The sequence below is a fragment of the Leeia oryzae DSM 17879 genome (assembly GCF_000376945.1).
Classification (GTDB): domain Bacteria; phylum Pseudomonadota; class Gammaproteobacteria; order Burkholderiales; family Leeiaceae; genus Leeia; species Leeia oryzae.
In genome coordinates this window covers 438009-450377 of sequence record NZ_AQXU01000025.1, presented here as the reverse complement: position 1 = coordinate 450377, position 12369 = coordinate 438009, and the positions used below count along the sequence as shown (strand labels likewise).

The window sequence follows — 12369 nt, the reverse complement described above, 5'->3', positions numbered from 1 at the left end:
ATGAAGCGGCTAGGGTTGGCAAGGTGCGGGTCAGCCAGCGCTTACTGCCGGCACAGTCGCAGGTAATCCTTATAGATGCACCTGTCCATGATGACCCAGATACCGGCATCCCGCGCGCGCTGGGCAGCGGCTTCATTGATGATGCCTTCCTGAATCCACAAGGCCGGTACTTGCCGGGCGATGCAGGCATCCACAATCGGGTCCAGCTCGCGGGCATTCCGGAACACGTTGACCAGATCAATATTGCCCGACACTTCCTGCAAGTCCGGGTAGGCCTTTTCTCCCAGCACTTCAGCCACGGCGGGCCGGACCGGTACGATCTGGTAGCCAAACGTGCGCATGATCTTGGAGACGCCAAAACTGGGTCTGGCAGGGTTAGGCGACAAACCGATCACGGCAATGCGGTGGCTCTTTCTCAGGGTATCCCGAACGCTGTCATCGTCTGGATTGATAAACATGTGTGCTCTCCTCCATCCCGTTCATTAATTTACTCCAAGATGGCCAGTCTGTGTGCAGCAATTCGGGGGGTAAACCCGTTGTGTGTCACTGGCCGGATCGTTGGATGCAATGTTGACGGTCCTTATTTTTTATACGGATTTTTTTCGCCTTTGGGGCGGGTTTTATAACGTTTGTGCAGCCAGAAGTATTGCTCCGGATACTGGCGGATGACATCCTCCAGCCAGGCATTCATGCGCCGGGTATCGGCCTCGATGTCGCCACTCGGGTAGTTTTCCCATGCCGGTTTAAAGCGTACGGTATAGCCGTCTTTTTCCATGGTGGTAATCACCGGCACCACCTTGGTGCGTGTGACCTGGGCCAGTCTGGGCATGGCCGTTACCGTGGCGGCCGGTTTCCCGAAAAAGGGGACAAAAATCGCATCCCGATCCCCAAAATCCTGATCCGGTGAGTAGTGCAGCTGATAACCTTCCCGGAATGCCTTGATCAGGGCCCGGGCGCCGTCCTGCCGGGAGACCATGCACGACGGGATGAAGCGCTGCCGGGATTCTTTCAGCATCTTGTCAAACACCGGATTTTTCTGGGTGACGTACATGGCTACCATTTTCCGGTCGATGGCCATGCGCATGCCGCCCGCATCCAGTCCCAGAAAGTGGGGTGCAAACCAGAGGCTCGGTTCCTCGGGTAGGTTTTCCATGCCTTCAATGCGAATCAGCTTTTTCAACTGTGCTTCAGAACCGAACCAGATATAGGCATGGTCCAGCAAGGTCATCACAAAGTAACGAAAATGCCGTCGCAGGATATGGTAACGAGCCGATGCACTTTTTTCCGGAAACGCGATATCAATATTGTATTGCGCCACCCGGCGCCGCTCGGCCGATAGCCAGAACAGCAAATCCCCCAGGAAAAATGCCAGTATTTTTAACAGGGGGCGCGGCAGGAAGCGCAGGCATTTAAAAACGGCGAGAAAAAATTGCATGATCACCTTTTAGGGACGGGTATTGTGAGCACTCGTGCCATATTCATTTGTACAGGTTTTTGCTGTTGGGTGGACGTGTGCCAAACCGGCGGTGTACCCAATAATACTGCTCCGGCATTTCCCGGACCCGATCCTCGATAAACGCATTCATCCGCCGGGCATCCGCTTCATCATCACCGGATGGAAAGTTCTCCCAGGCCGGATAAAAACGGGCCTCATAGCCATCGTTTAGCCCTAGTTGCCGGATCACCAGCGGTACTACTTTGGCATCACTTACCTTGGCCAGGCGTGACACGGCCGTAATCGTTGCTGCTGGTGTACCAAAAAAAGGAACAAACACCGAGTCACGCGCACCAAAGTCCATGTCCGGCAAGTAGAAGAGCGGGGCATGCGTTTTTAGAGCCTTGATAATGGCGCGTAACCCCTGCTGCTTGCTGATCAGGTTGGGGTTGCCATAGCGCTGGCGTGCCAGGCGGAGCACTTCGTCCAGGGCTGCATCCTTGTTGGTGCTGTACATAGCATGTGACGGGATCTGCTCGCTGATGGCGGCGGCGGCATTGATGCCGACAAAGTGTGGCATCAGGATCATTACCGGTTTGCCCTGATGGTCGGTCAGGTGCTGCATGTCAACGATGCGCACAGAATTCAGGAAGCGTGACTTAGGCTGCCAGCATTGGACTGCCAATTCCATAAAGCTTCTGGTCAGGGCCATGAAGTGCCGGCGTGCTACCTGCTTGCGCTGCTGGTCCGTCCATTCGGGAAAGCACAAGCACAAGTTGATATCGACAACCTTACCACGTCCGAGGGCATACAGCAGGGCGCCGATGGCGTACCCGATCATCCCGATAACCGGTAGCGGCAGATAGGCCAGCAAGCGCAGGCCCGACAGCATGGCCCTTGTCAGGCGTTGTCGCTGGTAGCGCGGGTGGGTGCGTTCGCGGGGGTCTTGTAGCGGTTGTAGCTCCACAAATACTGTTCCGGGCTGCGGCGGACGAGCTGCTCGACCGCTTGGTTTAACAAGGTGACGTCATGTACACGTTCACCACTAAAATGGGCGGGCAGGCTGGCAAAATGGATGACAAATCCCCGTCCCCAGGCAAGACGCTCTGCATAAAACAGAATCACCTCTGCCCCTGTACTGACGGCCAGCCTCGGTACCAGCGTCATGGTATAGGCAGGACGCCCGAAAAATGGCACCCATTCCCCATCCCCCTGACCCGGCACCTGATCCGGTAAGATCATGGTGCTCCCGCCGTTTTTCAAGGTTCGCAGCAGTTTGCGTACCCCTTGGGCGTCTGCGCTGACCGCATCGCTGTCTTTTTTCTCGCGTCCGTGCATCATCAATGGTGCCAGCCAGGCCAGCTTGGGTGGCTTGAACATGGCCAGAATGGCCAGCCGGGAGGCCAGAAAGTGGCCGCCAATCTCATAAGCACCTAGATGGGGGGTGACGAAGAGGATGCCTTTGCCGCTTTGTTGCGCCTTTTCCACGATCTCCCAACCCGTGGTGTGGCGCGTCCAGCCGGCAATCTCGGCAGGCTGGCGACTCCAGGCCGCCAATAGTTCCAGCACGGCTTTGCCCGATTCGCGCACATTTCTGCACACCAACAAGGTATAATCCCAAAATGTATGACCCAGTTGCGCGTTGCGGATGTTTTCCATCAACCGCTTACGGTAACGTGGTGTGACCAGAAAGACCAGCCAGCCGAGTAAACCGCCCAAGGCATGTAATACCGGGAGCGGCAGCTTGCCAATGCCTTGCAGGCAGCGGTGCGTAAATGAAAGTCTGGCCATCTGTCTCTGTGTTAACGCTTTATTTTATGAAGTGCTGTTGAAGCATCAATAACCCGGGTTTAGCCCGCTATTTTACACGTGCCCGTCAAAGCCGCATAACAGATGTTGGGTGAATCGTCAGGAGATCCGTTGCTGTCGGTCAGATTTTCTTCAGAAAATCGCCAGAACTGCCGATATCCATCGTACTGACATGCTGTGACATGCGTCGCCTTTGATCCGGCGCAATAGAGGAAAGATAATGAGTGAATATCTGTTTACCTCGGAATCTGTATCCGAAGGCCACCCGGACAAGGTGGCGGATCAGGTTTCTGATGCCATCCTGGATGCCATTCTGGCTGAGGACAAACATGCCCGCGTTGCGGCAGAAACGCTGGTAAACACCGGTTTGTGCGTGCTGGCTGGCGAAATTACGACCCATGCCAACGTTGATTATATCCAGATTGCCCGCGATACCATTCGCCGCATCGGGTATGACAGTTCTGACATGGGCTTTGATGCCAAAGGGTGTGCGGTGCTGGTCGCGTATGACAAGCAGAGTCCGGATATTGCTCAGGGCGTGAACGAAGGCCAAGGGCTGGATCTGGATCAGGGCGCGGGTGACCAGGGGTTGATGTTCGGCTATGCGTGTGATGAAACGCCAAGTCTGATGCCTTTCCCGATTTACTACGCGCACCGTCTGGTGCAGCGCCAGAGCGAGATGCGCAAGGATGGCCGTTTGCCATGGCTGCGTCCGGATGCCAAAAGCCAGGTAACCGTCCGTTATAACGAAGAGACCGGCCTGCCGGTGGCGATTGATACCATCGTACTGTCTACCCAGCACCATCCGGATATCGCTTACGAGACCCTGCGCGAAGCCGTGATTGAAGACATTATCCGCCCGGTATTGCCGCCGGAAATGCTCACCAAGGACACCAAGTACCTGATCAACCCGACTGGCCGTTTTGTGATTGGCGGCCCAATGGGAGATTGCGGTCTGACCGGTCGCAAGATCATTGTGGATACCTATGGTGGCGCGGCCCCGCACGGTGGTGGTGCATTCTCTGGCAAAGATCCGTCCAAGGTGGACCGCTCTGCAGCGTATGCAGGCCGTTATGTGGCGAAAAACATCGTTGCAGCCGGTCTGGCACGTGAATGCCAGATTCAGGTCAGCTACGCGATTGGCGTTTCCCAGCCAACCAGCGTCATGGTGTTCACCAATGGTACCGGCAAACTGCCGGACAACGAAATTGCCGAATTAGTCAAACGTCATTTTGACTTGCGTCCAAAAGGTATCGTGCAAATGCTGGACCTGTTGCGTCCGATCTATGCCAAAACGGCAGCTTACGGGCACTTTGGTCGTGAAGAGCCTGAATTCAGCTGGGAGCAGACTGATAAGGCGGAAGCATTGAAAGCGGATGCCGGTTATTAATTCATATTCTGAATAATACATTGGCATTAATCTGCTAGGTTTCTAGCAAATAAAAATCCCGAATGCATAATATGTGTTCGGGATTTTTATTTTCTGGCATTGGAAATTTTAAAAATTTTGCCTAAGTAATATTACGTATTTGTGTTTGGGGAATTGGAATAATTAGCAGGGAACTTGTTTCCAGTAAAGAATTGCATTAAATTACGTTGAAAGCGTATTTGCCGGGAGCAATACAAACACATGAAAAAGAGTCTGGTTATCAGCGGGTTTGTATTGAGCAGCGTTTTGTGGGCTTCGGTAGCCCATGCCCTGCCGCTGAGAGTCATGTATGGTCGGGCAGATTATGTCCCGTTTGCCGAATTTGCCGACAAGAACAGTCCGGAGAAACTGACCGGCGGTATTGTGTATGATCTGGCTAACTTGCTGGCTGGTGAACTGCAGGTGGATGTGAAATTTGTCGAGTCTTCCCGGAAGCGTGTCGAGTTCACCTTGCTTTCTGGCAATGTCGACATCGCCTGCAATACCAACCCTGCCTGGATGGCGCAATCTGGCCGCTATGGCTGGACCCAGCCTATTTTTGCCCATGAAGAAGTCATCGTTACGCTGGCCGCTGAGGATTTCAAGCCCGATACGCTGGCTGAATTAAAAGGCAAGCGCTTGGGCACAATTCTTGGTTATTTCTATCCTGAGCTGCAAAATGCTTTTGCGCATGATGTCAAACGGATGGATGAACCAACGCTGGACAGTAATTTCCGCAAGCTGCAATTGCATCTGATCGATGCCTTGATCACGACCAGAGATGAGTTCTTTGCCAGGCTAAAGTTAAAACCCGCAGAGCGTCTTGCCTACCGCATGAGTGATTTCAAGGTGTCTGAATCAACTGCATATTGTACGGTGTCTCCGTTGTCCCGTTTTTCCGTTGCACAAATCAATCAAGCCATTGACCGGTTAAAACAAAGCGGGAAATGGACAGATTTATTGAGCAAATATGACCTTGCCCCGGTTGAATCAATGAGAAAATAAACCAGCAAATTCGGTATGCAGCGGATTCACTTTTAAAAATGAATCTGGTTCGTATTAGAAAAGCATGAAACTCTAAAAAATAAGAATTGAATAGGCACGATCATGAATCTGAAAAAAACAAATATTCTGCGCTGGTGCAGTGCTTCCCTTTTGTGTGCATTGGCATGGCCTGCCACTGCAACCACCCTCAAGGTCATGATCGGTCATGGCGATGGCGAACCGATTGTCGAATTTGCCAACAAGCAGCAGCCTAACAAGCTGACCGGTGGCGTGATGCATGATCTGGCCTATGCGCTGGGCAAACAGCTAAAGCTGGATATTGCGTTTGTCGAGTTTTCCCGCAAGCGGGTAGAGCCGTCATTGCGTGATGGGGGGGCTCATCTGGCATGCAATACCAGCCCTGATTGGTTCGAGCACAAAGACTGGTTTGTGTGGAGCAAGCCGGTATTTGATCAGGTAGAAACCTTTGTGACCCTGTCGGATGCTGCCAAGCATCCAAATCTGCCCGAAGACCTGAACGGTTTGAAGTTGGGGACCATTCTGGGCTATGGTTATCCGAATCTGGACAAACAGTTTGCCAATGGCACCAAGCGGGTGGATGAACCTACGGTGGCCGGCAACTTTAAAAAACTCAAACTGAAAATGATTGATGTGCTGATCAGTTCGCGTGGCGAGATTGGCGCTTTTCTGCACAAGCTGCCGGACAATGAGCGGGATGACTTCTGGGTGAGCAAGAATGACCTCACCGTGACGCCGACTTATTGCGCTTTGTCCCCCAAAGCGCCGATTAAGCTGGATGCTCTGAATAATGCGCTACTGGCGATCAAACAGTCTGGTGAGCTGGGGCGTATCTTGCGCAAGTATGACCTCAAACTGAGTGACTAGATCACAGTCAGCTAAAGACGCACAACAAAAAGGCACATCCCATGACGGGATGTGCCTTTTTGTTGTGCGCTGTTGCGGGGATGCGCTTGTTTGCGCTGCTGGTTTGTCATTTTCCCCGGTTCGGGTCTATGATGTGCCCCATCTTGTTTAAGGTTTCAGGTACTCCCTATGTCTGACGATACCCTTTCAGCCGCTGCGTTGCGGGCTTTGCAACTGATGGATCTTACCTCGCTGAACGACAGTGATACCGACGAGGTAATTACCGCCCTGGCGGCCTCCGCGAAGACCCCTGTGGGTTCGCCGGCCGCCCTGTGCGTGTATCCGATGTTCATCCGTGCCGCCAAGCAAGGACTGGCTGCGGTTGGTCTGAGCCTGCCGGTGGCGACGGTGACCAATTTTCCGGGGGGCGACGCTTTGCCGGAGCTGGCCGCTGCAGAAACGGCTGCTGCCATGACGCTTGGGGCCGATGAAGTGGATGTGGTGTTTCCCTACCGGGCACTGATGTCCGGCGATGAAAATGTCGGACGATTGCTGGTGCAGAAATGCCGTGCCGCCGTGGGCGACAAAGTGCTCAAGGTGATCATCGAGTCTGGCGAGCTGAAGTCACCTGCACTGATCAAGCGTGCCAGCGAGATTGCCATCGAAGCCGGTGCCCATTTCATTAAGACCTCGACCGGCAAGGTGCCGGTCAATGCCACGCTGGAAGCTGCAGAAATCATGTTGCAAGTCATCCATGATGCAGGCAAACCTGTCGGCTTCAAAGCCGCTGGTGGCGTGCGCACTGCCGCAGATGCAGCAGCTTATTTAGCACTGGCAGATCGCATCATGGGACCCGGCTGGGCGAGCCCGGCCACATTCCGCTTTGGTGCATCCGGTTTGTTGAATGCATTGCTGGAAACACTGGGCCATGGCGAAAACCGCAAACCATCCGGCGGATACTGAACTGTATGACCCGGATCACCGAGATTATCCGCAAAAAGCGTGACCGGCAGATGCTGGCGACGGCAGATATCGAAGCGTTTATTGCTGGCGTTACCCGGGGTGAAGTCAGCGATAGCCAGATTGCCGCGTTGGCGATGGCCATTTGCATCAACGGCATGCAGGTAGACGAGCTGGTTGCCTTGACACTGGCCATGCGGGATTCCGGGGACGTGCTGCAATGGGCGCATCTGGGTTTGCATGGCCCGCTGCTGGACAAGCATTCCACTGGCGGGGTGGGCGACCTGACCTCCCTGCTGCTGGGGCCGATGGTGGCCGCTTGCGGAGGCTATGTACCGATGATTTCCGGGCGCGGTCTTGGGCATACCGGTGGCACGCTGGATAAACTGGAAGCCATTCCCGGTTACTCGGTCACGCCTTCGGTTGGCCATTTTCAGCAGGTCGTAAAAACCGTGGGTGTTGCAATTGCGGGACAAACCGACCGACTGGCTCCCGCCGACAAGCGGATTTACAGTGTGCGCGATGTGACGGCTACGGTAGAATCGGTGCCGCTGATTACGGCCTCCATTCTGTCGAAAAAGCTTTGTGCCGGACTGGATGCGCTGGTGATGGATGTCAAGACCGGTTCGGGGGCTTTCATGCCTACACTTGACCAATCGGTCAGTCTGGCGGAAAGTATCGTCCACGTCGGTAATGGTGCCGGCATGCGTACACGTGCCGTACTGACCGACATGAGCCAGTCACTTGCGCCATCGGCAGGCAATGCACTGGAGGTGCAGGTCGCGCTGAATTACCTGATGGGCAAACGGCGGCCCGCACGTCTGCACCAGGTGACGATGGCATTGGCAGAGCAGATGCTGCTGCTGGGCAGTCTGGCGGCAGATGCTGCTGAGGCGCAACAGAAATTGTTGCAGGTACTCGACTCGGGTGCCGCGTTTGAATGTTTTGACCGCATGTGCCATGCCATGGGGAGTCGGGCAGATATCGCCAGCTATGATCACTGGCTGCCAAAGGCACCGGTTGTGCGCCCTGTGCCCGCAGTGCAAAGCGGCCAGGTGGTGTCCATTGATTGTCGTGCCTTGGGCTATGTGGTGGTTACTCTGGGTGGCGGCCGTCTGTACCCGGATGACCGGATTGATCATCGGGTGGGGTTAAGCGGCCTCGCTGAACTCGGGCAAAGTCTGGAGGCCGGGGAGCCTGTGGCCTGGGTGCACGCCGCATCGGATGCCGATGCCGACCGGGCATGCGAACGTGTGCGTGAAGCCTATACCCTGATGACGGGGAGTGGGATAGAATATCCTTCAGTGATTGGCCCCTTGGTGGGGTAATTTTTTAATGCAAGCTGACCAAATGGTTAGCCGGAAAGAGCCTGCAGCATGCGCGCGATAATTTTGATCATGGATTCGCTGGGGGTGGGCGCCACGCCCGATGCCGATCGCTTTGGCGATGTCGGCTCGAATACGCTGGGCCATATTGCGGCTGCTTGTGCTGAAGGGCGGGCTGAAGAAGGGCGTAGCGGTGCGTTGCATATCCCGCATCTGGAACAGCTGGGGTTGGGCATGGCGTGCAAGCTGGCCACCGGCGAGATGCCTGCCGGACTGTCGGCGTCGCCATTGCTGACGGGCAGTTACGGTGCCGCCAAAGAGGCTTCATCAGGCAAGGATACGCCTTCTGGCCATTGGGAAATTGCGGGTGTGCCGGTGCGATTTGACTGGGGTTATTTCGAGAAAAAAACCGAATCTTTCCCGCCGCAGATGCTGGAGAATATCGTCCGGCGCGCAGGGATCCCGGGTTTTCTGGGTAACTGCCATGCATCGGGCACGACCATTCTGGACGAGCTGGGCGAAGCGCACATGCAGACGGGCAAGCCGATTTTTTATACCTCGGCGGATTCGGTGTTCCAGATCGCCTGTCATGAAGAAACTTTTGGCTTGCAGCGCCTTTATGATCTGTGCGAGATCGCGCGTGAAGAAGTGGATACTTACAACATTTGCCGCGTGATTGCGCGGCCGTTTGTGGGCAGCGGTACAGGCGATTTTCGCCGGACCGGCAACCGGCATGATCTGGCGGTTGCTCCACCGGCAGACACCTTGCTGAAAAAGCTGACGGATGCGGGCGGCGAGGTGGTATCTATCGGCAAAATTGCCGATATCTATGCGCACGTGGGGATTACCCGCAAGCTCAAGGGAACCGGGCTGGATGCCTTGTGGAACCAGACGCTGGCGTGCATGGACGATACACCGGACAACAGCATCATCATGACCAATTTTGTCGACTTTGATGAAAAATTCGGCCATCGTCGCAATGTGCCCGGCTACGCCGCAGCCATGGAGTATTTTGATACCCGGCTGCCCGAGCTGCAAGCCAGGTTAAAAGCCGGCGACGTGGTGGTAATCAGCGCAGATCACGGCTGTGACCCGACCTGGGTGGGCTCGGACCATACCCGTGAACATATTCCCGTGCTGGTCTTTGGCCCCGGTATAGCCGCGGTGAACCTGGGGGTTCGCGAGAGCTTTGCCGATATCGGTCAGTCGCTGGCACAAGGATTTGGCTTGTCGGCGTTCCCGGACGGGAACAGTTTCTGGCCAGAAATTCAGTCTTAACCGGAAGAAAACACAATGGATAACAAGACGCTGATTGCAGCTGCTGCAGAAGCACGTGAAAAAGCCTATGTACCGTACTCCAGATTCAAGGTGGGCGCCGCCTTGCTGACACACGACGGCCGGGTGTTTCCCGGCTGCAATGTCGAAAATGGCGCCTACCCGCTGTGCAATTGCGCAGAGCGTACGGCGATGTTTTCCGCGATTGCCGCAGGGTATCGTCCCGGAGACTTTGCCAAGCTGGCTGTCATCGGCGATACTGAAGGACCGATATCGCCTTGTGGCGGCTGTCGGCAAGTGATGGCCGAGCTGGGGACGGCAACCCTGGAAGTGGTGCTCAGTAATCTGCACGGGGATGTGCAGGTGACCAATCCGTCCGAATTGTTACCCGGTGCATTTTTTCTGGATCAGCGTCAGGATAAAGGGGGTAGTCAGTGAGTGCAGAGGTTTTTCATCTGGGGCTCTCCAAAGCGGATCTGCAAGGAGCTACGCTGGCGATTATTCCGGGAGATCCGGCCCGCAGCCCGCGCATTGCCGAACTACTGGATAACCCGGTGCCGCTGGCCAATACCCGCGAATTCAATTCCTGGTTAGGTTTCATCGAGGGAAAACCGGTTGTGGTGTGTTCTACCGGCATTGGTGGCCCTTCTACCTCGATTGCGGTCGAAGAACTGGCGCAGTTGGGGGTTTCGACCTTTTTGCGCGTGGGTACCACTGGTGCCATTCAACCGCATATTGCGGTGGGCGACATTCTGGTGACGACTGCATCGGTGCGTCTTGATGGCGCCAGTTATCATTTTGCCCCTGCAGCATATCCCGCCGTTGCCAATTTTGACTGTACCACCGCGCTGGTCGATGCGGCCAAGGCGGCCGAGGTCGGTCTGCATATCGGCATTACCGCGTCTTCTGATACCTTTTATCCCGGGCAAGAGCGTTATGACACCTTCACTGGCCGGGTCGCGCGCGAGTTTGTCGGCTCGATGAAGGAGTGGCAGGCGCTCAACGTCATGAATTACGAAATGGAATCTGCCACCTTGCTGACCATGTGTGCCGCCATGGGGCTGAGAGCCGGCATGGTGGCGGGGGTGATCGTCAACCGTACCCAGACAGAACAACCAGACCATGCGGTCGCCAAAGCGACCGAGCACCACAGTATTACCGTCGTCGTAGAGGCCGCCAGACGTTTGCTGGCCGCTTGATTAGTTGTGAATTTTTGACTGTTTTTTCCTGAGGGGAGCATCCTAGATGAAAGCAAGCATGACCAAAGTAGCCGTTGCTGTTTCTGTTGCCTTGATGGCATCTGCCGTATCTGCCAAGAACTTCACCCCGGCCGTGGTTTATGACCAGGCAGGCAAGTTCGACAAGAGCTTTAACGAAATGGCTTATAAGGGTGCCGAGCGTTTCAAAAAAGAAACCAAGATGAACTACCGCGAAGGCCAGATCGCCAACGAAGCACAAAAAGAACAAGTGCTGCGTAACCTGGCCCGCAAGGATGCCGACGTGATCGTGGCGGTCGGTTTCTCCTTCACCCAGGCAGTGGAAACCGTTGCCAAAGAATTTCCAAAAGTGAAATTCACCCTGATCGACTCGGTTGCCAAGGGCGATAACGTGCAGAACATCGTGTTCAAGGAACAGGAAGGTTCTTTCCTGGTCGGTATTGCAGCGGCTGAAGCTTCCAAGTCCAAGAAAGTCGGCTTTATCGGTGGTATGGACTTCCCGCTGATCCGTGCCTTCGGTTGCGGTTATGCGCAAGGTGCCAAGTACGACAACAAGGCCGTGGAAGTGTTCCAGAACATGACCGGCACAACACCGCAAGCCTTTAACGACCCGGCCCGTGGTACCGAACTGGCCAAGTCCCAGTTTGACCGTGGTGCAGACGTGGTGTTTGCTGCAGCTGGCGGTACCGGTATCGGTGTGTACCAGGCGGCCAAAGATGCCAAGAAATTTGCGATTGGCGTGGATAGCAACCAGAACTACGTACAGCCAGGTACCATGCTGACCTCCATGGTTAAACGGGTAGACAATGCCGTTTACGGTGCTTTCAAATCCGCACAGGATGGCAGCTGGAAAGCCGGCGTGACCGTGCTGGGCCTGAAAGAGGGTGGTGTGGACTGGGCGCTGGACAGTTTCAACCGCAAACTGATCAGCCCGGCCGTCGAGAAGAAAATCAAGGACGCACGTAACGAGATCATTGCTGGCAAAATCCAGGTGGTTGACTACCGTGCCAACAATAGCTGCCCGGTACAATAAGCTTTACCGGATTCTGTTGTAGCTTGAGGTTGTACATA

At 55.0% G+C, this 12369-nt stretch carries 13 protein-coding genes; 9 read left to right on the top strand and 4 right to left on the bottom strand.

Translation table 11 applies throughout. The features are described from left to right. Positions 1–41: 41 nt before the first annotated feature. From F552_RS0115600 to F552_RS0115585, 4 genes are all read right to left on the bottom strand, one after another. The gene (locus F552_RS0115600; RefSeq protein ID WP_018152696.1) at positions 42–458 is read right to left on the bottom strand and encodes a CoA-binding protein; all 417 of its coding nucleotides are present in this window, start codon (positions 456–458) and stop codon (positions 42–44) included. A gap of 122 nt (positions 459–580) precedes the next feature. After that, the gene (locus F552_RS0115595) at positions 581–1435 is read right to left on the bottom strand and encodes a lysophospholipid acyltransferase family protein (RefSeq protein WP_018152695.1); all 855 of its coding nucleotides are present in this window, start codon (positions 1433–1435) and stop codon (positions 581–583) included. A 43-nt stretch (positions 1436–1478) separates the two neighbouring features. Beyond that, the gene (locus F552_RS0115590; protein WP_156802349.1) at positions 1479–2402 is read right to left on the bottom strand and encodes an LpxL/LpxP family acyltransferase; all 924 of its coding nucleotides are present in this window, start codon (positions 2400–2402) and stop codon (positions 1479–1481) included. Next, a complete protein-coding gene (locus F552_RS0115585) occupies positions 2336–3226 on the bottom strand; it encodes a lysophospholipid acyltransferase family protein (protein ID WP_018152693.1) in 891 nt (296 codons plus the stop codon). Before F552_RS0115585 ends, F552_RS0115590 begins: the two co-directional genes overlap by 67 nt. Positions 3227–3464: 238 nt before the next feature. On the opposite strand from F552_RS0115585, the gene metK reads away from it, so the two are divergent. The 9 genes from metK (at position 3465) to F552_RS0115540 (ending at position 12331) form a co-directional block, all read left to right on the top strand. Beyond that, the gene (gene metK / locus F552_RS0115580; RefSeq protein ID WP_018152692.1) at positions 3465–4634 is read left to right on the top strand and encodes a methionine adenosyltransferase; all 1170 of its coding nucleotides are present in this window, start codon (positions 3465–3467) and stop codon (positions 4632–4634) included. Between the two features lie 240 nt (positions 4635–4874). Continuing rightward, on the top strand, positions 4875–5657 hold the full coding sequence (locus F552_RS0115575; protein WP_018152691.1) for a substrate-binding periplasmic protein: 783 nt from the start codon (positions 4875–4877) through the stop codon (positions 5655–5657). A gap of 102 nt (positions 5658–5759) precedes the next feature. Further along, entirely contained in the window at positions 5760–6542 is a 783-nt protein-coding gene (locus tag F552_RS0115570; RefSeq protein ID WP_018152690.1) for a substrate-binding periplasmic protein, read from the top strand. A 168-nt stretch (positions 6543–6710) separates the two neighbouring features. Next, positions 6711–7484, top strand: a complete 774-nt coding sequence (deoC, locus tag F552_RS0115565; RefSeq protein ID WP_018152689.1) for a deoxyribose-phosphate aldolase — start codon at positions 6711–6713, stop codon at positions 7482–7484. A gap of 5 nt (positions 7485–7489) precedes the next feature. After that, the gene (gene deoA, locus F552_RS0115560; protein ID WP_018152688.1) at positions 7490–8809 is read left to right on the top strand and encodes a thymidine phosphorylase; all 1320 of its coding nucleotides are present in this window, start codon (positions 7490–7492) and stop codon (positions 8807–8809) included. Between the two features lie 48 nt (positions 8810–8857). Further along, positions 8858–10084, top strand: a complete 1227-nt coding sequence (locus tag F552_RS0115555) for a phosphopentomutase (protein ID WP_018152687.1) — start codon at positions 8858–8860, stop codon at positions 10082–10084. A gap of 15 nt (positions 10085–10099) precedes the next feature. After that, a complete protein-coding gene (locus F552_RS0115550) occupies positions 10100–10519 on the top strand; it encodes a cytidine deaminase (RefSeq protein WP_018152686.1) in 420 nt (139 codons plus the stop codon). Next, entirely contained in the window at positions 10516–11280 is a 765-nt protein-coding gene (gene udp, locus F552_RS0115545; RefSeq protein ID WP_018152685.1) for a uridine phosphorylase, read from the top strand. The genes F552_RS0115550 and udp overlap by 4 nt, the downstream gene beginning before the upstream one ends. Before the next feature lie 58 nt (positions 11281–11338). After that, entirely contained in the window at positions 11339–12331 is a 993-nt protein-coding gene (locus tag F552_RS0115540) for a BMP family lipoprotein (RefSeq protein WP_156802348.1), read from the top strand. The last annotated feature ends 38 nt before the right edge of the window (positions 12332–12369 follow it).